The sequence below is a fragment of the Rhizobium favelukesii genome (assembly GCF_000577275.2).
GTDB classification, from domain to species: Bacteria; Pseudomonadota; Alphaproteobacteria; order Rhizobiales; family Rhizobiaceae; genus Rhizobium; species Rhizobium favelukesii.
The window spans coordinates 790365-812409 of sequence record NZ_HG916855.1 but is presented as its reverse complement, the minus strand read 5'-3'; the positions used below and the strand labels follow the sequence as shown (position 1 = coordinate 812409).

At 58.9% G+C, this 22045-nt stretch carries 17 protein-coding genes; 15 read left to right on the top strand and 2 right to left on the bottom strand.

Annotation, left to right across the window (positions count from 1 at the left end):
- Positions 1-389 precede the first annotated feature (389 nt).
- The 8 genes from LPU83_RS67375 (at position 390) to LPU83_RS67340 (ending at position 12621) form a co-directional block, all read left to right on the top strand.
- On the top strand, positions 390-947 hold the full coding sequence (locus LPU83_RS67375) for a DUF1269 domain-containing protein (protein ID WP_024317375.1): 558 nt from the start codon (positions 390-392) through the stop codon (positions 945-947).
- 445 nt (positions 948-1392) lie between these two features.
- Positions 1393-2550 carry an efflux RND transporter periplasmic adaptor subunit gene (locus LPU83_RS67370; protein ID WP_024317374.1) on the top strand — a complete coding sequence of 386 codons (1158 nt, stop codon included), beginning with the start codon at positions 1393-1395 and terminating at the stop codon, positions 2548-2550.
- Complete coding sequence (locus LPU83_RS67365) at positions 2547-5711, top strand: efflux RND transporter permease subunit (RefSeq protein ID WP_040680924.1); 3165 nt, start codon at positions 2547-2549, stop codon at positions 5709-5711. Before LPU83_RS67370 ends, LPU83_RS67365 begins: the two co-directional genes overlap by 4 nt.
- 403 nt (positions 5712-6114) lie before the next feature.
- Entirely contained in the window at positions 6115-6819 is a 705-nt protein-coding gene (locus tag LPU83_RS67360) for a lipase family protein (RefSeq protein ID WP_037071113.1), read from the top strand.
- A gap of 304 nt (positions 6820-7123) precedes the next feature.
- Positions 7124-7381 (top strand): YMGG-like glycine zipper-containing protein, encoded by a 258-nt coding sequence (locus LPU83_RS67355; protein WP_024317371.1) that lies wholly within the window; start codon positions 7124-7126, stop codon positions 7379-7381.
- Between the two features lie 403 nt (positions 7382-7784).
- Positions 7785-9332: an AbgT family transporter gene (locus LPU83_RS67350; RefSeq protein ID WP_024317370.1), complete on the top strand. Its 1548-nt coding sequence runs from the start codon at positions 7785-7787 to the stop codon at positions 9330-9332.
- 54 nt (positions 9333-9386) lie between these two features.
- Complete coding sequence (locus tag LPU83_RS67345; RefSeq protein WP_374046206.1) at positions 9387-10589, top strand: M20/M25/M40 family metallo-hydrolase; 1203 nt, start codon at positions 9387-9389, stop codon at positions 10587-10589.
- A gap of 196 nt (positions 10590-10785) precedes the next feature.
- Entirely contained in the window at positions 10786-12621 is a 1836-nt protein-coding gene (locus tag LPU83_RS67340) for an SLC13 family permease (protein ID WP_024317368.1), read from the top strand.
- Between the two features lie 248 nt (positions 12622-12869).
- On the opposite strand, the gene LPU83_RS67335 is transcribed toward LPU83_RS67340, so the two are convergent.
- On the bottom strand, positions 12870-14594 hold the full coding sequence (locus tag LPU83_RS67335; RefSeq protein WP_024317367.1) for a hypothetical protein: 1725 nt from the start codon (positions 14592-14594) through the stop codon (positions 12870-12872).
- A gap of 588 nt (positions 14595-15182) precedes the next feature.
- Between LPU83_RS67335 and LPU83_RS67330 the strand changes: the two genes are divergently transcribed.
- From LPU83_RS67330 to LPU83_RS67300, 7 genes are read left to right on the top strand one after another with little or no spacing between them, the layout of a single operon-like run.
- Positions 15183-15713, top strand: coding sequence for a Na+/H+ antiporter subunit E (locus tag LPU83_RS67330; protein ID WP_024317366.1), 531 nt, complete (start codon positions 15183-15185; stop codon positions 15711-15713).
- On the top strand, positions 15706-15966 hold the full coding sequence (locus LPU83_RS67325; RefSeq protein ID WP_024317365.1) for an MrpF/PhaF family protein: 261 nt from the start codon (positions 15706-15708) through the stop codon (positions 15964-15966). The genes LPU83_RS67330 and LPU83_RS67325 overlap by 8 nt, the downstream gene beginning before the upstream one ends.
- A 4-nt stretch (positions 15967-15970) precedes the next feature.
- A complete protein-coding gene (locus LPU83_RS67320) occupies positions 15971-16222 on the top strand; it encodes a hydrogenase subunit MbhD domain-containing protein (protein ID WP_024317364.1) in 252 nt (83 codons plus the stop codon).
- A complete protein-coding gene (gene mnhG / locus LPU83_RS67315) occupies positions 16215-16559 on the top strand; it encodes a monovalent cation/H(+) antiporter subunit G (protein WP_024317363.1) in 345 nt (114 codons plus the stop codon). Before LPU83_RS67320 ends, mnhG begins: the two co-directional genes overlap by 8 nt.
- On the top strand, positions 16556-17248 hold the full coding sequence (gene mbhE, locus LPU83_RS67310) for a hydrogen gas-evolving membrane-bound hydrogenase subunit E (protein WP_024317362.1): 693 nt from the start codon (positions 16556-16558) through the stop codon (positions 17246-17248). Before mnhG ends, mbhE begins: the two co-directional genes overlap by 4 nt.
- Before the next feature lie 22 nt (positions 17249-17270).
- Entirely contained in the window at positions 17271-17639 is a 369-nt protein-coding gene (locus LPU83_RS67305; protein ID WP_024317361.1) for a sodium:proton antiporter, read from the top strand.
- Complete coding sequence (locus LPU83_RS67300; RefSeq protein ID WP_024317360.1) at positions 17633-20752, top strand: proton-conducting transporter transmembrane domain-containing protein; 3120 nt, start codon at positions 17633-17635, stop codon at positions 20750-20752. Before LPU83_RS67305 ends, LPU83_RS67300 begins: the two co-directional genes overlap by 7 nt.
- A gap of 69 nt (positions 20753-20821) precedes the next feature.
- On the opposite strand, the gene LPU83_RS67295 is transcribed toward LPU83_RS67300, so the two are convergent.
- Positions 20822-21973: an alpha/beta hydrolase gene (locus LPU83_RS67295; protein WP_024317359.1), complete on the bottom strand. Its 1152-nt coding sequence runs from the start codon at positions 21971-21973 to the stop codon at positions 20822-20824.
- Positions 21974-22045: the final 72 nt, after the last annotated feature.

The window sequence follows — 22045 nt, the reverse complement described above, 5'->3', positions numbered from 1 at the left end:
CTTTGTTCAATCGTTTGTGACCGCGTTCATTCGCGCCAAGGAAGGCGCGAAGCAGCCGCCGCCCGTCTTCAATCTGGCGTTCGAAACGGCGTTTGACGAGGCTGTCTCTCTGACTTTGGCATCCATTGGGAGACCTTTGAAGCGAGCGTGGCAACGCCGACGTTCCTCTTTGGTGTCTATGAATCTCGTGCAGCCGAAGAGCTTCTGGCGGGCCATATCAGCCTGCGGTCGAACGTCCTTGCGACGAGTTGGTCAAAAAGAATAACGACGGCGGCTGACGGATGCTCGCGACATGATCTCACATGACAGGCCGAAAATGTAGATAGCTACCTCTGGACGAAGCTAGCCGCGGCGCTATCTGGACGTGAATTCGTATCAGGGAGGGAGCAATGTCTGAACTCGTGGTGCTTGGCTTCGATAAGGCCGATGAGGCGGACGCCATACTCAATCGCTTGTTGACGCTCGAAAAGGAGTACCTGATCGACCTCGAGGACGCGGTTGTCGCGGTTCGCGACAACGGAGGAAAGGTCCGGCTCAAGCAGAGCGTGAACCTCACGACAATGGGAGCCACAAGGGGTGGTTTGTCCGGCGCGCTTTGGGGATCTCTTGTGGGTCTTTTGTTTCTGAACCCGCTGGCCGGCATGGTCCTTGGCGGAGCGTTCGGAGCTGGTTCTGGAGCACTTGCCGGTTCGATCACAGATTTTGGCATAGACGACAATTTAATCAAGAAATTGGCGGACACCATTCCGGTCGACAGCTCGGCCCTCTTTCTGCTTGTTCGTAAAGTCCAGCCGGAAAAGGTCCTTGAGGAATTCAAAGGTGCGAACGCGCGGATCTTGCGGACTTCGCTCTCGCCGGAACAGGAAACGAGACTGCGCACGGCGCTTTCCCCTAAGGCACCCGCGGACGTGCGCATCGAAGCCGGCAACGCGAAGTCAACAATCTAGCACTTTGTCCGTCGAACCATGGGAATGATCACTCGCTGCACGCCAACGCAACAAGCACCCGGCATTGGCAACGACCGGAGTTCTGGCGGGGGCAGCGACAAACAATCTTCGCGGCATCGCCGTCGGCACCGCTAACGGCGGGGCGAGCAGCCGTGACAGGCGACGTCGCAGGCCAAGCGGCAGATTGTTCCGGCGGCGAGTGATACGGGCGATGGTATGTGGCCAACTGCCCCGCAACGGGTCGCAAATGTGGGCATGCGAGGCGAAAGGGTCCGTGAGTGCATCGGTCTGCTCGTCATGGGTTTCGACCTGATCGCCCCCCGTGAGTGTGGTATTTGCCAGGGCTTGCGGATCGAAACGACCACCGGCAGCATCACGCATTGGCGCCTATCGACTTCGAATGCCTTGAGTTGAAAGACACCTCGGTCTTGTGGGAGATTGGTCGATGAAAGTGCCTCGTCGAGTTCCGCCGGCCTATCTGCTGGTAATACTGGCGGCTTTCGTACCTCAAAGCCCATTGGCGCAGACCGGTCCCTCCGTCGGCGTTATGGCCGTTGCAGTCGGAGACGTATCCCCAAAGCATGAGTTCGTGGGACGCGTCGAAGCGATGAACGCCGTTGACATCCGTTCCCGGATCGAGGGTTTCATTGACAAACGCCTTTTCAACGAAGGCCAGGCCGTCAAGAGCGGGCAGGATCTGTTCCTCATTGACAGTCGCGCACTGGACATTGCGCTGGCAGATGCCAAGGCATCACTTGCAAGTGCGCAGGCAACGCTGGCAGACGCACAACGCCGCGTCGCGCGAAATAAATCCCTGAGCAGCCAGACAGTATCACGCGCAACACTGGAGGAAAGTCAAACAGCGCTGGAAACTGGTCAAGCAAACCTTTTGGCGGCGCAAGCACGGGTCAGTCAAGCCGAACTCAATCTCAGCTACGCCAGGATAAGCTCACCAATCGAGGGCCGTATCGGTGCCGCGCAATTATCGGACGGCAGCTTTGTGAGTGGCAGTTCGATGACACTTGCCCGCGTCGTAGAGATGGATCCCATTCGCGTGGTTTTCTCAGTAACCGACCGATCAATTCTCGAGCTTCGTGCGGCCGCCGGCGGCATCAGCAAGGATGAGCTCGCTGGAAAATTCGTACCCACCCTGCGGCTGTCCAACGGGCAGGAATACAAGGGGCCGGGCAAGATCGAGTTTTTTGGAAACGAGATCGATGAGGCAACCGGAACGCTGTCGATTCGAACTCTGTTTCCCAATCCGGACTTTCTGCTGGTTCCGGGCCAGTTCGTAACAGTGATCGTCTCGGAGGCGGAAAAGAAGATGCGCCCGATCGTACCGTTGGGCGCTGTCCAACAGGATCGCGAGGGCAAGTTTGTCCTGCTTGTCAACGAGAACAACGAGGTCGCGCTCCGGCGAATAAAAGTTTCTGAACAGGTGGGTGGAAACTGGGCAGTGGACGACGGTCTGAAAGGCGGCGAAAGCCTGATCGTGGAAGGAATACAGAATGTCGCCGAAGGATTGGCTGTCACTGTCACGCAAGCCTCGCCCGCAAACAACAGCGTGACGTCGATCGTCTCCCAGTCCGGTTCATCGCAATGAATATATCCGCGCCCTTCGTTGCAAGACCCAGGTTCGCGATGGTCATTGCAATCGTCATGATCATCGCGGGTGCTGTCGCCCTCCTTCAAATACCTGTCGCCCAATTTCCTCAGATCACTCCGCCGGAGGTGCAGGTTACCGCGAGTTATCCAGGTGCCAACGCCAGCGTCATGACCGACAGCGTGGGAGCACCGATTGAGGACCAGGTGAACGGGGTTGAAGACATGCTCTACATGTCGTCCTCCAGTACCAACAATGGCGCTTACAGCCTGACAGTGACGTTTGCTGCCGGAACAGATCCTGCAATCGCCCAGGTAAATGTACAAAATCGCGTAGCAATGGCGACGCCGCGACTTCCTGCTGCGGTGACCCAAACCGGCGTTTCGGTGAGAAGTCGTTCGTCGAGCATGCTGCTCGGCTTCGCAATTTACTCCCCGAAGGGTACGCACGACGATGTCTTCCTCAGTAACTACGCAACGATCAATATTAGAGACGCAATCGCACGGCTACCGGGGGTCGGAGAGGCGAGCGTCTTTGGCCCTGCCTATAGTATGCGGATATGGATGAATCCTGATCGCATGCAGGCCCTCGGGGTCACGGCCTCCGATCTGACTGCAGCCATCCAGGCGCAGAACGCGCAAGCCTCCGCCGGCCAACTGGGGTCTCCTCCCTCGACCCAAGGCCAGCAATTGCAACTGACCGTGATGGCAAGAGGACGACTGGCGAACGAGGCAGAGTTCGGCGACATAATCGTTCGCACGAACAGGGATGGAGCAATCGTGCGTCTTCGCGACGTTGCGCGCGTGGAACTCGGAGCACAATCATACGATACAGCCTCGACGCTGAATGGACAGCCCAGCGCGACGGTGGTTGTCTACCAATCCTCAGATGCCAACGCGCTTTCGGTGTCCACCGCTGTGCTTGGCGAACTGGAGACATTGTCAAAGCAGTTCCCCGACGACATCGCCTATACGGTGGTTTTCGATACGACCGCTTTTGTTCGACAAACCATCGAGGAAATTTTCATCACCCTGGCAATTACATTTGTCCTCGTCGTCGCCGTTGTCTTCATTTTCCTGCAAGACTGGCGTGCAACAGTCATTCCATCCTTAACGATACCCGTTTCACTGGTGGGTGGCTTTGCCGTTCTTTACCTCATGGGGTACTCGGCCAACACGATCACGCTCTTTGCGATGATCCTCGCGATCAGCCTGGTTGTGGACGACGCCATCATCGTCGTGGAGAACGCTCAGCGCATCATGAGCGAAACCGGGATCGGCGTGCGCGAAGCGACGCTGCAAACAATGAACCAGGTCACGGGTCCAATCGTCGCCACAACGCTCGTGTTGGCCGCGCTGTTTGTGCCGGTGGCTTTTCTGGCTGGTATCACCGGCGAGCTCTACCGGCAGTTTGCGGTTACCATATTGGTCACCATTACGTTTTCCACGATCAATGCACTCACGCTTAGCCCTGCCCTATGCGTCCTCATGCTGCGGCCTCCCGTGGAACAGAGCCAGTCCCGAATTTTCAGCAAGGTGAATGAGGGGCTAGACGCTTCACGCCGCTTTTATCTGCATTTATTGGCGCTCTTCGCCCGAAGGCTTGGTCTTAGTGCCGTGCTGCTTGTGGCAATTGTAACTGGCATTTACGGCTTCTATCGTGTCCTGCCGACCGGCTTCATCCCCTCCGAAGACCAGGGCTATCTCTTCATGAACGTCCAGTTGCCGAATGCCGCGTCTCTCGAACGCACACAGCAGACAATTGCAACAGTCACCTCGGTGCTTCAGCGTACGCCAGGCGTTGCAAACACGATCGGAATTGCCGGTGCAAGCATGGTGGGCGGGGGCGGCTCCAATTCCGGTATGATCATCTCGGCGTTGAAACCGTGGAATGAGCGTGGCGCGGATCAAAGCGTTTTTGCCCTGATGAACCGATTGCGGGCTGAGTTCGCGGCGATCACGACGGCATCAGTTGTGCCATTCAATCCACCTGCCATCCCCGGCCTCGGCACAACGGGTGGCTTCGACTTCCGCCTTCAGGCGCGCGCCGGGCAAAGTCAGGAAGAGTTGGCCGAAGTCATGCGAAGCCTGATTGTCTCGGCAAACCAGACCCGGGGACTGGCGAGTGTATTCAGCACGTTTTCGGCTGACTCACCACAGGTTTATCTCGACATTGACCGAAAGCGTGCAGAACTTTATGGCGTTTCGCCGGCGACGATATTCGGCGCGCTACAATCTCACCTCGGATCGTCTTATGTGGACGATTTCAATATATTTTCGCGTGTATACCAGGTTCGTCTTCAAGACGAGCCAAGTTTTCGAAGTCGCGTCGAGGACATTCAGCGACTGAGGGTGCGCAGCCAGTCCGGCAATCTTATTCCGCTGCAGGGCCTGCTGTCGATATCGACCGTCTATGGTCCCAGCACGGTCAACCGCTACAACCTCTTCCCATCGGCCGCGATCAACGGACAGGCAGCAGCCGGATCCAGTACTGGCGATGCGTTGGGTGCCATGGCAACGCTGGCGTCGGAAAAACTCCCACCCGGCTTCGGGTATGAGTGGACAGGGTTGGCTCTTCAGGAGAAGCAGGCCGGCAACCAGACCGTGGTCATTCTCATCATGGGGATCGTGTTCACCTACCTGTTTCTCGTCGCACAATATGAAAGCTGGAGCGTGCCTCTGGCAGTAATGTTGTCTGTGACCGTGGCCGTTGCCGGGGCGTTGGGGGGCCTTGTGGTTGGGGGCATCGACCTCAACATCTACGCGCAAATAGGCCTGCTGTTGCTCATCGGGCTCGCTGCCAAAAATGCGATCCTTATCGTTGAGTTCGCCAAGGAGCGCAGGGAAGCAGGTCTAACCATCATGGAAGCTGCAACCGAGGGAACGTCGCAGCGCTTTAGGCCTGTGCTGATGACAGCTATGGCGTCTGTGCTTGGCGTCATACCCTTGGTCGTGGCCACGGGGGCGGGAGCTGGCAGTCGGCAGGCGATCGGCACGACAGTGCTCGGAGGATTGCTCGTCGGCACCGTATTTGGCATTCTCATCATTCCGCTTCTGTATATTTTCATCCAAACAGTCAGGGAGGCTGTCAAGCGTCGTCTTTTCCGGACCGACCGCAATGCTGAAGGCAGCAAACCTCCTGCGATCGCGCCTTCGGAATAGTGCCGGCGCCCAGCACTGGTGCGTGCCCGTTCTCTCACCAGGTCGGCTTTTTGGATGCCAGAGCCGATCGGGCGCGATATGTCGCCGAAGCTCGTATAGTGTCCGACCGTCAGAGGCTTTCTCGGCATGCGTAAATGAGGCCGATAGATGCGCTCATGTCACACGCCGCTGGCGGATATTCGAGCATGGCTCCACAGCAACGCCAGTAAACTCCAGAGACAGAGAGCATCCGGCCAGCACATGCACATAGAGGTAGATCAAATCCGCCATGCGCTTGAATTGGTTTCGATATAGCCATCGGATCTCCATGCTGGAACGCGCACGCTCACTCGGGCGCGCTCTTCGATTTGTCTTCAATCTCTGCGTATCGCTTCCGGTGGCATGCCTTTGGCTGGATCAACCAATGGCGATGGGCATCGAGCGCCCTTCCTTGGAATGTGTTGTGCTGATGCACGGGCTTGCCCGCGGCAGCGGATCGTTCTGGCTTGTCGAAAGGGTGCTGGTGCAGCGTGGATTCTTCGTCATCAACGAAGAGTACCCTTCAACGACCGCATCGATTGCCGGTCTCGCGCATTACGTAGGAAAATCGGTCGAAGCGTGCGGGGCCCGGCGCGTCAACTTCGTAACCCACTCGCTTGGGGGAATTCTGGTCCGCTACTGGCTTGCTCACACACGGCCCCTGAGTTTGGGACGTGTCGTGATGCTTGCTCCACCCAACAACGGCTCCGAGATCGTGGATGTCTTTGGCGATATCGCGCCGTTCCAGTGGATCAATGGACCTGCGGGGCTAGAACTCGGAACCGACGCCAGTGCCACACCAAAGGTTCTACCGAACCCCGATTATCCGCTAGGGATCATCGCCGGTGACATTTCGCTAAATCCTATCTTCAATTCCATCATCGAAGGACCGAATGATGGAAAAGTGTCGGTCGCCTCGACGAAGATCGAGGGAGCGAGCGACCATTTGGTGCTTCATACCACGCACACCTTTATGATGTTCAATCCAATCGTCGTTGTTGAAACCATGAATTTTCTTGAGACGGGGGCATTCAATCACAACCTGACGCTTCACGAAGCGAGCGGTGCGATGTTGGCAATGTTTGAATAGACGGCCCGCGTCTGCCGATCGACCTTGCCTTTGTCGAAAGATAGTCAATTGCCTTGGCGCCCACCCCGGGACAGTGCCTGCGAGGCTGTTCGCGCAGGAGACATAGGATCGCTGCCGGCGCAGATTCGCGCTGTAAAGCGGACGACTTAGCTGTCAGCAGATCCAAGAGATTTGAACTCAGAGCTTGGTTTTGGGATTCTATGCCGATCACAGACAGTCTTCTGCGACACTATAGTTGTGATGATGGTGCATAGGCTTCTGCCGCGATCTACGGACTTAATTGAGCGTCACAGAGGATAGAGTGATGAAGCAGTTACTGATGTGTTCGATGGCGGGTCTGGCACTTGCAAGCTGCACGCCGACGCAGCAGGGTGCCGGTATTGGTGCCGCAACGGGAGCGGTGGTCGGTGGTGCGGTGACGAATAATGTGCGTGGTGCGGCCGTTGGCGCTGCGATCGGTGGGGCTTCCGGCGCTGTGATCGGCAACGTGGCCGGTCGTCCAGGGCAGTGCGAGTTTCAGGATCGCAATGGTCGGCGCTATATCGCAGCTTGCCCGCGCTAACGGGTGATGAACATGAAATCGCGGTCGGTGTCCTTCACGCCAGCGGGTAACGGGCCAGTAGTTCGAACGCGGGCTTGCGAAAGAGGTCGCTCTTTTGCGCTACCTCTCCTTCCCTCTCCCGAATGATCGCTGCTGAATTCTAGCCGTTGCGCCAGCGGTCAGACTGGATGGGCAGACAACGACATTAATTTATTGAATTATATCGCGATTTTTGAGCGTTCTGGGCTGTCGGCCACCGTTGGTGGGCAAGATCGGTTTGTTACACAAGGCATGTACGCGCGACTGATTGCATGTTGAGATCGATGCCACTTCGCTGGTCAACGGCTGTCACGGCAACGTGCCAACCAAGCGCATTTGAGCACCCTTCGGGTACGACATACCTCGGTTCAACTGGAGGCAAGACATGGCCACTGCCAATGCCGCGTCAAAGACCACGATGCAGAGATTTCTCGACGGCGTTGAGAAGGTGGGAAACATGGTTCCCCATCCCGTCATCATCTTCCTTATACTGATCGGCATCGTCATCATTTTGTCGGCCGTACTCGGCGCTTTCGGAGCGGCGGTGAGCTACGAGCGCATCAATCCTGACACACACGAGATTGAGCAGGCGTCGACAGCAATCCGCAGCCTGGTCAATGTGGAGGGCATCCGCTTTCTATATTCATCGCTCATTCCCAATTTCATGAGCTTTACGGCTGTCGGGCTGATGATCGCTGCCATGATCGGCGCAGGCGTCGCAGAGGAATCCGGTCTGGTCACGGCGCTGATCCGCAAGCTCGTCATTGTCTCACCCCGCTGGGCGCTGACCTATATCCTGGCTTTCGTCGGCATCCTCGCAAGTATCGCGGCGGATGCCGGCTATCTCGTGCTGATACCGCTTGCGGGCGTTGCCTATCTGGCGGTCGGGCGACACCCTCTGGCAGGCCTTGCCCTTGGCTTTGCTGCCGTGGCCGGCGCCTTCACGGTCAATATGCTGATCAAGCCACTCGATGCCGTGCTCGTCGAATTCACCAACGATGCGGCGCACCTTGTCGATCCCGCACGCTCGATCGGTCTGGCATCCAACGTCTGGTTTTCCATTGTCTCGGTCCTGTTCCTGACGGTGGTGATTGCGTTCATCACCGATCGCATGATCGCGCCGCGGCTGGGAGACTATGATCCGGCAACCGCAGAGGGCGGCGTGCAGGCTCAGGGGGCGACCCTTTCCGAGCAGGAATCGCGCGGTTTGCGGTTCGCGCTCTATGGTCTGATCGGTCTTCTCGTGGTTTTCCTGCTTTTGACGATCCCCAGCGGCGCGCCGTTGCGCAATCCCGATACCGGCGAACTCATCGGCAATTCACCCTTCATGAACGGCCTGATAGCGCTGATCATGCTGATCTTCCTGGTGACGGGCTGGGCCTACGGCATCGGCGCCGGCACGCTGAAGACACTGGCCGAGGTCATCGCGGCAATCGAGAAGTCGATCAAGAACATGGGCGGAACCATCTTCCTGTTCTTCGTGCTGAGCCAGTTCGTTGCCTACTTCACCTACACGAATATCGGCACCGTCATGGCACTTAGCCTTTCGGGCGTCCTGCAGGCCGCCAATATCGGAGCGTTACCGCTGTTGATCGGCTTTATCGTCGTGGTTGCGATCATCGATCTGCTGCTGACGGGCGCCATTGCCAAGTGGGCGATCTTCGCTCCTGTCTTCGTTCCGCTTCTGATGAAGCTCGGCGTCGAGCCGGAAGCCGTGCTTGCCGCCTATCGCGTCGGCGATTCACCGATGAATGCGATCACGCCGCTCAATGCCTACTTCGCGCTCGTCGTCGGCTTTGCCCAGAAATACGACAAGTCCGCCGGTGTCGGCACGATCGTCTCTCTGATGCTTCCTTATGTCGTGCTGATCTTCGTCTTGTGGACGGGTCTCTTTGCGGTCTGGAAGGCCCTCGGACTGCCGTGGGGCCTATGACGATCGATGCGGCAACCGTGAACGAATAAACACTCGAATGAACGGATGGGTATCATGAGCAACACCTTAATCCCTCTCGACGTCGCCGCCGCAGAAGACCATCTGATGCGCTTCTTATCGGTGGAGGGCGTCACCGGACAGGAAAAGAATATTGGCCTTGCCGTCTGCGACGCTCTGAAAAAGATCGGCGTGCCGGAATCGGCCATTCGCTTCGACGATGCCAACAAGCGCATCCCGTTGCCGACCGAGACAGGCAATCTGATCGTGGATATTCCAGGAACGCGGCCGGGTCCGCGGCTTCTTTTTTCCACGCACCTTGACACGGTGCCACTTTGCGCTGGCGCCAAGCCTCGGCGCGAGGGCAACCGCATCGTCTCAGACGGTACCACCGCCTTGGGCGGTGATGCCCGAACCGGCGTCGCGGTCCTCGTCGTGGTTGCCGAGACGCTGATCAAACACAAGTTGCCGCACCCGCCAATCACGCTGCTGTTCACGGTACGCGAGGAAAGTGGGCTGCACGGGGCACGTGAGCTCAACCCAGCTGATCTCAACGGCGCTGTGATGTGCATCAACGTCGATGGCCAGATGGCCGCCGACCTGATTGTCGGCGCCGTCGGCCAAGAAAACTGGGAAGTCGAGATCACAGGCCGTGCGTCGCACGCAGGTGTCGCGCCGGAGAAAGGTATTTCGGCAACCCTGGTCGGCGCCATGGCTTTGGCCGAAGCAAAGCACGGCGGCTGGTTCGGCAAGGTGATCAAACCGGACGGTCGAGGCACCAGCAACGTCGGCATTTTCGGAGGCAAGGGCAACAAGCCGGCCGGTGATGCGACCAATGTCGTGACCGACTACGCGTTCATCAAGGGCGAGGCGCGCAGCCCTGAGGCGACATTCGCGACGAAGATTGCGAACGGCTACAAGGAAGCCTTTGCCAAGGCCCAGAGCGAGGTGACGGACGATCAGGGCGACAAGGCCGAGGTGAAATTCAGCCATCAGGCATCCTATCCGCCCTTTGAATTGGGCAAAGACACACCAATCGTGAAACGCGCGACGAAAGCGCTGCAGATGCTCGATATCGAGCCAGTGTATGTGTTTTCGAACGGGGGCTTGGATGCCAATTGGCTCGACAAGCATGGCGTTCCCACCATCACCATTGGGGCTGGACAAGCCGAGATTCACACCATCAAGGAATATGTGAACCTCAAGGAGTACGAGAAGGGCTGCCGTCTGGGCGTGCTTATGGCGACGCTCGACGATTGATGTGTTCGCAGGGCCGTGTGCCGTGGACGGCTGCAGCAGGTGCGGCTGTCATGCTGCACTTGGCTGCAGTCATCGCGCCTCAGCCCGGTCTTTGTCGATCCAGGCCGAGGGAGGCAAACTTGGAGATCTAGATGGTTGCGCGATTGGGCTTGGACTGCGTGGTTTGGACGGTTAGAGGCACAAGGGAGCAAGGCGATTGAGTCCAATAGCATACACCGCGACTATCATCGCCGTTGCCGTCGTTCTGTTTGTCTGGAACAAGTTGCCGGTCGTCTTTGTGGCCATGCTGACTGCGCTTGCCCTTTGGGCGAGCGGTGTCCTGACGATCGGCCAGGCTCTTGGCGGTTTCGGTGATCCAGCGGTCATCTTCATCGCGTCGCTTTTCGTCGTCAGCTCCGGACTTGAGGTCACCGGTGTGACCGCCTGGGCCGGACAACTGCTGATCCGTGGTGCGGGCGAGGAGAGCCGGACGCGCCTTCTGCTTCTGACGATGGCACTGGTGTCGCTGCTTACTGCACTGATCAGCGTCAACGGCGCAGTCGCGGCCCTGTTGCCGGTCGTGGTGGTCATCGCTGTTCGCCTGCGGCGAAACTCGTCGCAACTGCTCATGCCGCTGGTCTTTTCCGCGCATGCAGGTTCCATGCTGGCGCTGACGGGAACGCCGGTAAACGTACTGGTGTCGGAGGCAGGCACCGACGCGGGCGCCGGAGGCTTCGGGTTCTTTGAATTTGCGCTCGTGGGTCTTCCGCTTCTGGCGGGCACGATGGCGATCATCATATTGTTCGGAAAGCAGCTGCTTCCCGAACGCAACGGCGCAACCATGCCGGCCGATTTCAGCCATCATGCCAAGACCCTTGTCGAGCAATACGGGCTTGCAAGCGGCATATACCAGATGCGTGTGCGCGCAAGCTCGCCTTTTGTCGGCCTCGCATCCACCGGGGTCGATCTCTTGGCGCATCAGGGGTTACAACTTGTCGCCATTCAGGAGGGGGAGACGGCCGGCCCGCTCCGCAGGCCTCATATTGCCGAGGGGGATCATCTTCTCTTGCGTGGCGAGCCTGACGTCGCAGCCGCATTCGCATCCGCGATGCATCTCGCCTTTCGCGACGAGAAGGCGACCGGTCACGGCGAGGAAACCTTGTTCAATCGCAGCTCGGGTCTTGCCGAGGTCGTCATCCCGCCGCGCTCCGGGCTTATCGGCGAAACGGTTTTTCCTGGCATGGTCACAGACAGCGGCGATCTCATCATTCTAGCGGTACAGCGCGCCGGCGCCGGGATCGCGCCCGGCAGTACCACGAAGGATGCAGGCGGCATCGCGTTGCAGGCAGGCGATACGATGCTGCTGCAGGGAACCTGGAAGGCACTCGATGTTCACCTCAATGACCCGGACGTTCTGGTTGTCAATTCGCCTGAGCTTGTCCGCCGTCAGGCTGTCCCGATGGGGCCGGGCGCGCGCCAGGCAGTCATCATCCTGATCGCGATGGTTCTGCTACTTGCCACCGGCATCGTGCCGCCGGCGGTCGCGGGTCTGCTTGCTGCTGGTGCGATCATCCTGTCAGGGATCATGAGTGTCGAGCAAGCCTATCGCGCTGTGGGCTGGACGACGGTCATCCTTGTTGGCGCGATGATGCCGCTTTCGACTGCCATGGTGCAAACAGGTGCAGCCAAACTGATGGCAGAGCATCTCGTAAATCTCGTTGGCGATGCAGGACCAGTTGCCCTGCTCGCCGGGCTGTTTATCCTGACGGCGATCATGGGGCAACTGATCAGCAACACTGCAACGGCACTGATCGTCATCCCGATCGGCGTGGCGGCGGCAACGGCCATGGGGATTTCTCCGCGTCCGGTGCTCATGAGCACAGCTGTCGCTGCAGCTGCTGCCTTCCTGACGCCGATCGCGACACCGACGAACCTGATGGTGATGGGCCCCGGCGGCTATGCCTTCAACGACTACTGGAAGCTTGGATTGCCCTTGTTGATCTGGTTCTTTGTCGTTGCAGTATTCATCGTGCCCTTGATCTGGCGCTTCTAAGATTGCTGGTGTGACGGTCGGCGCGACGATCCGGATTGCGAGACGCGCCTGCCCAGGTTTTTCCAGGCGACACCGTTGGGCACATCGCGGAATGAGGAACGGCCGGCAGGCTAAAGCATGTCTCCCGAAGGCGGGAACCGGCGGGCCAAAGACATGCGTGAAAACAAAGAACTAAAGCGCGACAAGCGAATCTCAAAGATCGCGCCGTGCGTGAGCGTGGAAACGGCGGGAGATGCTCACGTTCTCGCCTATTGTGATTTCACCAGCCCCGAAAAACCAGCGACAGCCAGAAGGCTGAGTGCCCAGCCAATCACCGACTGGAAGAAATAGTATTTCAAGGTGAACGTGCCGTTTGGCTTCAACGAGTCCGGTCGCCAGTAGTCCTTTTGCCCGATCGAGGCCACCGGCAGAAGAACATCCAACGAATACATCAACGCATTGAACTCTGGGTAGCTGGCTGCTTCCGGTTGATTGCGGAAACAGGTGAGCTGGTTTTCTCCAACCTCGGCACGTCCCGTCAAATCCTGTCCGCTTGATGGCATGAAGCGGCTTTCGGTTCGTTGGAGATCGCACATCGTCCATTCCGGGGAACGCAGGACGACAGGACTGTTTGGTTTCATTGCGCCGCTGCGATAGGCGACAGCAAAGATCCCGGTACCGATCGCCCAAAAGAGCATGAGCCAGACCAGCGCCAAAAGGGGTTGCCGCCCGTAGCGCAGCGTCACCGCAAGGACGGCATCGGTGCCCCCCAGGACTGCACGCAACATCGGATTTTTGGCGCGTGCCCGACGCGCCCGCCGTTGTAGTCGCTCCTTGGTGATCAGGACGGCGCGAGCATCCTCGTCATGCCCCATCTCCCGCAAGACCATCGATAACTGCTCGTAGGGCTGCGGCCAGAAGTCCGCCTTCCAACGGTCAGGCGTCTGGCGCGACAGCCAGTCGAGCCGGCTTTCCGCATCAGCCGGCCCGCCGATGAAGGCCCCATACCGGCAGCGATTGAGAAGCAAGTCGCCGGTCTTAGGCCAGCTCGTTGGTTCGTCGTCGATTGCGCCGATCGTTGTGGCAGTCAGGTCCAGCGCGCCCTCGACGGATGCGTTCTGTCGCAGAAAGAATGCGCCGTCAATGGTGGTTCGATTGAGCCGCAGCGCATAACCGCCCGGCTGCGAAAGTGACGCCGAGGTGCAATCGATGTCGCCACCGAAGCGGGCACCCAGCAGGCGGGTCTCACCGACAATGGTAGCCCCTCGCAAGGCGAGGTCGCCTGCTGCTACGATCGCGTCACCGTTGAAAACGACTTCACCGGGGCGTTCAAACCGGGCACCGACCGCGTTGACGTCGCCGCCAAGGCGAACCGCGGAAAGATTGATGCCGCCCCGCACATCGGCACCGCGCAACAGAACGCCGCCTCGGGTTTCCAGTCCATCAGCGTCGAGCGCGATCCCGCCGGGGGCAGCGATCGAGACGCCGTCGGCCTCTATGCTGCCGCCGATCCGCGCGCCGGGAAGGCGGATTTCGCCTGTTACGATCGCGCCGCGAAGCGAAAGGCAGCCGCGCGCTTCGAGCCTATCGGCCTGAAAGCCGGGTAAGGCCGAGCCGTCGAGGAAGAGATTGTCGATGATGGCGGAGCGCAACACTGGCGAGGCTTCGAAGTGGCAGTCCTTGAGACCGATGTCGCGAGGAACCCGGCATCCTTCAAGATCGAGGATACCGGTTATCCAGGCGCCGCTCAGCCTCAGCCCCTTTTCATGCAAACGGTAGCCATCGCTGCCGAGGATGAGATAGCGCAAAAGGTCCGCCCGCACGGTTCGCTCGGGGTCTTCCCGTTCCGGGCGTAGACCATCGCCCAATCGGTCGAAGTCTCCCAGCTGCAGATGTGCAACCACCTTCGCTTCAGCCACGCTGAGCGGGTGAAACTGAGCAAGGCTGGGTACGACGGGAACAGCAGATCCTGATTGCGGGGCCGTCTGGTTCATCGAACCGGTATCCGTTTGGGTTCGGCTGCGCATAATGATCGAACACTGTTCTGGCAGAGAGGAAATCTGCCGGACTTGCACACCGGTCGATCGGCAAGAGGGGCGTGGCAATTCATACGATCGTTCTCCTCGATCATGGCGTTCGCGCCGATCCTGGCCGATCAGCGTGTCGTACCACAACGCGATCGTGGCCAAGCCACCAAACAAACGGGTCGTTTCGGCAAGACCTACGTTCCAACGACATCGGATTCGGCGCTGCCTTGGCAATGCGACCGGGGCGGCATTTTTCCAGCCGCCTGACTGACCGTCGCGTCATTGATTTCGCCGTTTTTGAGTGTTGGTCAAGAGGTGTCGCAAAAATGCGCGCTGATCGGGCGGCATATCGGACCACAAGCATAGTTTCTGGATTCAGTGCCGATCACAGCCCGACATAGGCGATGCTAAAGTGTCGCCAGGACGCCTCACGGCCCATGCGACCGGTGAAAAGGCCGGATACAAATCGGGCCCTGCAGGGGGCATGCATGAAGGAAGTTGGCCTGCGGGGACTGCGCGCTATTACACCATCATAACCCGTCGAAAGCCTGTACGATGCCAGAAGACCACGCAACACCGCAGTCACGCGCATCGGGATTGCCACAGGGCCTGATCCTCCTCTGGAGCTTGCTGTTCGTCGTCTGGCTGGTGATCAATTCATCGGTAGAACCGGCGATCATGGGCGTCGGCGCGCTGGTATCGTTGGTCGTGGCGGTGATTTTCATGCGTCGTGGCGATGTCTGGCGGATCAAAGTGACGCCGAGCAAGATCTTTCATTTCATTGCCTATACCGGCGTTTTCTTGGTCGAATTGGTAAAGGCGAACGTCAACATGCTTGGCTATGTCTACGCGCCACGCATCGACATTCGTCCGGGGATCGTCAAGGTCAGGACGTCGCTCAAGTCGCCGATCGGACGGCTGGCGCTCGCAAATTCGATCGCGCTCACGCCGGGCTCGCTGGTGATGGATCTCAGAGGCGATGCACTCTTCATTCATTGGCTCGACGTCAAGACGACCGATCCGGAAGGCGCGACGCGAATGATCATCGGGCCTTTCGAAAGGCACTTGGGGGTGGTGTTTGGCTGAGATCATCCTGCAGATCTCCGTCGTCTTGATCTTCTTCAGCATCGTCTTCGGCGTGCTGCGGCTGATCATCGGCCGCACGGCGATCGATCGGGTGGTGGCCATCGATATGCTGACGGTCGTCACGATCGCGCTGATCGCGCTTTACGCCCACATATCCGGGCGCTTCGTCTATATCGACGTTGCTCTTGTCTACGGTCTCCTGAGCTTTCTGGCTGTCCTTGCCATTGCCCGCTTTCTGGAAAAGGGGCCGTAGCCAGATGCTGGAGATGCTGATCCTGTTGGTATGCGGCAGCATTCTGGTGAGCGGAGTGCTGGCCGTCGTGCTCAGCAATCTCATGGCAGCGATGGTCAGCGCCGGACTGGCAAGCCTGTTTGCGGCGGCGTCCTATGTGCTGTTGGCTGCGCCTGACGTCGCCATGGCCGAGGCTGCGATCGGGTCGGGTCTTGCAACGCTGATCTTCCTTTATGCGATACGCAAGACCAGAGGTGAAGGACCTGTCGATGAGTGATCTGGTTGGCAGCCTCGTTATCCTCGTTGGTGCGTTTTTCCTCTTCTCTGCGGGGGTCGGTCTGTTGCGCATGCCCGATGTCTTCACGCGCATCCAGGCGGGCACCAAGGCCTCGACGCTCGGCAATATCCTCGTTCTTGCCGGCCTCGGAATCTATCATCCCGACTGGTCGTTGAAGCTGCTGATCATCGCCTATTTCGTGCTCATGACCAATCCGTTGTCGTCACACGCGCTGTCGCGGGCCGCGCATGCAATCCGCACACCGATGGCGGCAACGACGATCGTCGACGCTCTGCGCGACGAAAACGACAATGCTGCCGAAGAGGGCTCGCTATGAGGCGCGCGTTCAGCCTGCTCGCCGTGCTGGCATTCGCCGTCATCTTTGCTGGACTTGTCAGCGACTATGGCGAACGCCAGACGCTCTCTGCCTTGGCGGTGCATTATCTGACGCAGGTGCCGGCGGATCTTGGCGCCCCCAATGTTGTGACCGGAATTCTGATCACTTTTCGCGGCTTCGACACATTGGGAGAGGTTGCAGTGCTGTTCATGGTGGCAGCGAGCGTCGGCCTGCTGTTGGCAAGTGAAGCGGATGAGACGCCATTTTCCAAGCCTGTTGGCGTGACACAGGGGCCGAGCGAACTGGTGCGCAACGGCGCAGAGGTGGTGCTTCCTGTTATCTTCCTGTTCGGTGCGTATGTCATCATCAACGGCCACCTGTCGGCTGGCGGTGGATTCCAGGGTGGCGCAGTTGTTGCCTCCGGTGTGATGCTCTTGATGCTCGCCTATCCCTCAGCGCCGCTCCATCATGCTTTCCTCAGCATCACGGAATCGCTGGCAGGCGTTTTCTATGTCTCGATCGGCATTGTCGGCATTGCCTTTGGCGGCGGTTTTCTCGACAGCCATATTCTGCCGCGCGGTAATTTCGGGACGCTCTTCAGTGCCGGGGCCATTCCGCTGATATCGGCTCTGCTGGGTATCAAGGTCGGTGCCGAACTGAGCGTCATTATCGACCGGTTTCGCAATTGAATGACGACAGACGGGGAGCGCGATGGGGCTGGCGATATCACAGATACTTCTCACCACGGGATTTCTTCTCGTGCTCATCGGCTTCTGGGGCATGCTCAGGCATCGCAACATCCTGCGCATCATCATCGGCTTTTCGCTGATCGATACCGGTATGCACATCGTTCTGGTGGCGACCGGCTATGTAAGCGGCGCGACCGCGCCGATCGTCGACGTGGCGCTCAGCGCTTCAGATGCGGCCGCGCACGCGGTCGATCCCATTCCTGCCGCACTGGTCGTGACTGCTATCGTCATCGGCTTTTCGGTCACCGCGATCATGCTGTCATTCGCGATCCGGCTGCATGCCGTGCGAAAAACTCTTTCGATCGACGTGCTGACGGAGTCTAAATGGTAGACAGCCTCCTCCAGCCACTGAACATCTTCCTGCTTGGCCTTGGCGGTGGATTTCTCATTCCCCTGCTCTACCGCATCGCCAAGCCGTTGCCGGCGGTGGGCTTTGTCGTAGCACTTCTGGGCATGACCTGTATTTCGTGCGTCTGCCTGTGGGCTATCCACAATGGCGCGCCGACCTTCGAGATTTTAACTGCGGGCAGCGTGCCGCCATTCTCGATCAATCTGCGCTTTGGGCCGTGGGAGGGGTTTTTCTCCCTTTGCGTCAATGTCGTCGCGCTGCTCGGTGCCTGGCACCTTTGGGCGCAGTTGCGCTCAAGCTATCCGGCGCTCTTGCTCTACCTGATCCTGATCATGGGCATCAACGGAATGGTCATGACCCGCGATCTGTTCAACCAGTTCGTTTTCCTGGAAATCACGTCGATCGGAACCTATGGGCTTCTTGGGCTTGAACGGACGCCCGCAGCGCTTGCGGCCAGCTTCAAATACATCATGGCGACGGTGCTTGCCTCGTCCTTCTTCCTGTTGGGAGCCGGGCTTCTCTACCATGTGACCGGTACGCTCAATATCGACGACATGATCACCAACCGGGCGGCAATCACCGGTCCGATCGGCGTGAGCGCGCTGCTGTTCGTGCTGGCCTGCCTCGTGCTGGAACTGAAGCCGTTCCCGGCCAATGGATGGGGGCTCGACATCTACGAGACGGCGGCCAGCGGCATCGCAGCCCTTGTCTCTGTCGGGGTGTCGGCGGGTGTGTTCTTTGCGCTTTTCAAGCTGCTGCCGCTTTTTGGCGATCACCTGGGCATCCTCGCCGTATCGGGTGGGATCACCTTCCTGTTCTCCAATCTCGTCGGGCTGAACCAGACGAGCGTTCAACGGATGCTCGGTTATTCCTCCATCGCGCAGATGGGGCTTCTGATGCTTGCACTGGCGCTGCTGCATCAGCTTGGGGCCGAGCAGTCACTGCCGCTGGTGGTCGGGGGCCTCTTCATCAACCATCTACTCGCGAAGGCCGGTCTGTTCTGGCTTGCCGGCATTGTCGAGCCGCGTGAGATCGGCGGTTGGTCCGATGTCGCCGGCAATCGACTTGTGCTCTTTATCCTTGCTGTGTTTCTGGTCGCGATTGCCGGCTTGCCGCCATTTCCCGGCTTCTGGGCGAAATGGGAGCTCGTGATGCAGGCGGCGGCCGGCGAGCGATACATCTGGATTGCCGTCATTCTGGCCGGGTCGCTGCTTGAGGCAGCCTATATGTTCCGCTGGTTCAAGCAGGCGACGCGGCCGATGCCGAGCCAGTTAGACAGTGGTTTGCCGGCTGGCAACCTGGCGCCCATCGGCCTGGCGCGGTTGGTTCCAGTGATGGCCAGCGCCGTTCTACTGTTTGTGAGTGGCTATGTGGCGGCCGCCCTTTCCGGTGCAGCGTCGCTGTGGCTTGTCGGACCGCTTTGCGTTGGTGGCGTTCTGTGCCTGCTTGACGGGCTTGCCGGCCGGATCAAGTGCGTGCTGATGATAGCGGCGGTGCTGGTTGTCGGTCTGTGGATCGCTGACGATATCGAAGGTTTGCGCCGACTGTTTACCGTACTACTCCTCGCAGGCGGTATGGTCATTGCTTTCGCCAGCCTCTATCGCTCCGATTCTCGCCGAGGCTTCTATCCGATGATGGCGATCCTGCTGTTGTCGATCGCCAGTCTGCTGCGCGCCGCCACCAGCCTTGAGTTCTTTTTCCATTGGGAGATCATCACCCTTTCTTCCTATTTTCTGATCGCGCAGCGGCCCGGCGCCCACCCCTATGTGCTGCAGTTCCTGCTGTTTTCTCTGGTGTCGGCGTTTTGCCTGCTCGCGGGCTTCGGCGTTGCCACCAGCGCCAACGGCAGCACGGCGCTTGCAGCATTTGCCACGGCTGGCTCGGATGCGGCGCCGGCCTTCATGTTCCTTTCGATCGGATTTCTCATCAAAACCGGAGCTGTTGGCGTCCATGTCTGGCTGCCGGGCGCCTATGCCGAGGCCGACGATGATCTCTCGGCGATGCTGTCCGCCGTCATCAGCAAGGTGGCGATCTTCGGCTTGTTTATGGTGACTTATCTCGCCATTCGCTCAAAGGTTGGGCTCGAGATGGCGCATGTGATGGGTTGGATCGGGCTTCTAACGACCATCGCTGGTGCAGTGATGGCGTTTCAGCAGAGCGACCTGAAGCGCATGCTCGGCTATTCCAGCATGAGCCAGATCGGTTACATCATCACGGCGATCGCCTTGATGAGCCATCTCGGTTGGGTCACCGCTTTCTACCTGGTCGCCAACCATCTGATGGTAAAGGGCATCCTTTTTCTTGCCGCAGCCGCCGTCATCCTGCGCACCGGCACGCGGTTGTTCGATGAGATCGGGGGCCTTGGCCGAAAGATGCCGCTCACCTTCGCGTCGGTGGTCATTGCTCTTATCTCGATGTCCGGTCTGCCGCCGCTTGCCGGCTTCGGCGGAAAATGGCTGCTGTTGAGTGCGATGGTGGACAGACGTTGGTACGGCCTTGCGATCGTTGCTGTGCTCGCGACCTTCATTGGTTTTCTCTACATGTTTCGCTTTGCCTATGCGCTCTTCCTGGGGCAGCGAAAGGCAGCGCACGATGAAATCACGGAAGCGCCTTTGACGCTACTGGTGCCGCAGTTCGTTCTGGTTCTGGCAATTTTCCTGCTGTCCTTCTTCCCGAAGCTGGTGATGGATCCCGTGTCCGCCGCGATCGACCCATACTTCGCATCGACGCTGGTGTGGCAAGGCATGTCGCTGGAGACCATCTATGGCTACTGGAACCCCTTGCCCGTCATGGCCATAAGCGTGGCGATCGCAACGGCGCTGCTTGGGGTGTTCCTGTTGATCTATAGAACTTGGCGGGGCCGTTCCATGCCTGTCAGCACCGCGCATTTCTACGCCTTCTATCGATCAATGTTTGCCCCGCTCGTGACCCCACTTGCCAACTTCGTCTGGGATGGGCTTTGCGATCTGACTGTCGGTGCGGCGGGAGTGGTGCGGAGAGTCTACACCGGAAACGGCCAAACATACGCGCTGCACGTGCTCTACTATGTTATAGCATTATATCTGTTGGGCACCTTCAGCCTTCTCGCAGCTTGACAGGTGGTCAATGCGCGCCGCTGCAAGGCTAAAGGCTCGGGCGATGTGGGCTCGACCTGCACACGTGCGCTATTGCCCAGCAGCTGCTTGCGCAAGCCCACCCAGAATGCGGCTTGGAAGAAAAATCACCAGGGATGCAGCACCTTCGACCACCGATGCTCCGTCTGCCAGCATGGTCTGGCCAACAGGGCCTTGATCCTCTCGGAGCACGCTGCGCATCAGGGCATTGTTGCTGACGATGTCCATGAGCGTCGGTGAACTGGCAAAGACGTTGTGTCTACCGCCATCGATGTCAGAGACATCGATAACAGCGATCTCCCTTTTTTGAAGAATCGCGACATCCGAGCCGCTGCCGACACGCGGGCGGCCGCCCGCCAATTGCCGGGAAATCCCGAGCGCTCGATCGCGCTGTGAAACGATGATCGTAAACGGGCGCGGGATATCTCCGATATCGTCAAGCTGGCTCAGGAACACGTCGACGTCGATGTCCGGGGCCGCGAGCACCACTCCACCCACGCGCTTCACAGTGCTGGTGCGGCCTCTAAGGGCCAGATCGCGTAAGGCTTCGGTGACGACATAGGCGCCCATTGAATGACCGACCAGGATCACTCTCGTCGCATTCGTCTCCGCAGCGATCTCGATCGTCTCGGCAAGTCCCCGCCGGCCGACGAGGGCGCTATCGCGGTCGAAGACGTAGAGAGGGACGGACGCTCCTGACGGCCAGGCATAGTGCAACGAGACCGACTTGATATTGTAATCGTAGGTGATCTGAGCATTACGGAAGACGCTGTCGGCGAAGTTGTTGTTGTATCCGTGGACGAAGATTAAGATCTCGCGATTTTCGGGCGCACGCTGCGCCAGCGCGGTATTCAGCCGCCTGATGAATTCTTGTCGCTCGGCGATCGGCTGGTAGGTTCGCGCCGAAAAGTGCCGGCTGGGATCGGGCAGGCGTCCGCTTGTCTCGACGCGGCCAGGAACGTGGTTTCTTGGAACTCCAATGTCGAGCTTCGCAAAATTCAGCGTCTTCGACCGCTCAGCCGAATAAGGTAGGGAAAGATTATCGGATCGCGCGCGCGTGGTAGCCACATAGATCGGAACGATTGCCCGTGGTTCTGCGCCTGATGACGATGCCACGGGAAGGCCGAGCACCGCGCGTGGTCCGCCACAGCCGACGAGAACCAATAGCATGATCGCAATGACGGACAATCGCATTGAGGACATGGCTCGGTCTTATTCCCTGGCGAGCTGGTCAAATCGGTCGACAACAAGGTGTCTCGCGGACAATCGGTTATG

What these genes read in the sequence shown, in the direction of transcription:
- LPU83_RS67330 (WP_024317366.1), top strand. Translation starts at nt 15,183, where the DNA reads ATGCCAGAAGACCACGCAACACCGCAGTCACGCGCATCGGGATTGCCA.
- LPU83_RS67345 (WP_374046206.1), top strand. Translation starts at nt 9,387, where the DNA reads ATGAGCAACACCTTAATCCCTCTCGACGTCGCCGCCGCAGAAGACCAT.
- LPU83_RS67295 (WP_024317359.1), bottom strand. Translation starts at nt 21,973, where the DNA reads ATGTCCTCAATGCGATTGTCCGTCATTGCGATCATGCTATTGGTTCTC.
- LPU83_RS67355 (WP_024317371.1), top strand. Translation starts at nt 7,124, where the DNA reads ATGAAGCAGTTACTGATGTGTTCGATGGCGGGTCTGGCACTTGCAAGC.
- mnhG (WP_024317363.1), top strand. Translation starts at nt 16,215, where the DNA reads ATGAGTGATCTGGTTGGCAGCCTCGTTATCCTCGTTGGTGCGTTTTTC.
- LPU83_RS67300 (WP_024317360.1), top strand. Translation starts at nt 17,633, where the DNA reads ATGGTAGACAGCCTCCTCCAGCCACTGAACATCTTCCTGCTTGGCCTT.
- LPU83_RS67370 (WP_024317374.1), top strand. Translation starts at nt 1,393, where the DNA reads ATGAAAGTGCCTCGTCGAGTTCCGCCGGCCTATCTGCTGGTAATACTG.
- LPU83_RS67375 (WP_024317375.1), top strand. Translation starts at nt 390, where the DNA reads ATGTCTGAACTCGTGGTGCTTGGCTTCGATAAGGCCGATGAGGCGGAC.
- LPU83_RS67335 (WP_024317367.1), bottom strand. Translation starts at nt 14,594, where the DNA reads ATGAACCAGACGGCCCCGCAATCAGGATCTGCTGTTCCCGTCGTACCC.
- LPU83_RS67320 (WP_024317364.1), top strand. Translation starts at nt 15,971, where the DNA reads ATGCTGGAGATGCTGATCCTGTTGGTATGCGGCAGCATTCTGGTGAGC.
- LPU83_RS67365 (WP_040680924.1), top strand. Translation starts at nt 2,547, where the DNA reads ATGAATATATCCGCGCCCTTCGTTGCAAGACCCAGGTTCGCGATGGTC.
- LPU83_RS67350 (WP_024317370.1), top strand. Translation starts at nt 7,785, where the DNA reads ATGGCCACTGCCAATGCCGCGTCAAAGACCACGATGCAGAGATTTCTC.
- mbhE (WP_024317362.1), top strand. Translation starts at nt 16,556, where the DNA reads ATGAGGCGCGCGTTCAGCCTGCTCGCCGTGCTGGCATTCGCCGTCATC.
- LPU83_RS67360 (WP_037071113.1), top strand. Translation starts at nt 6,115, where the DNA reads ATGGCGATGGGCATCGAGCGCCCTTCCTTGGAATGTGTTGTGCTGATG.
- LPU83_RS67305 (WP_024317361.1), top strand. Translation starts at nt 17,271, where the DNA reads ATGGGGCTGGCGATATCACAGATACTTCTCACCACGGGATTTCTTCTC.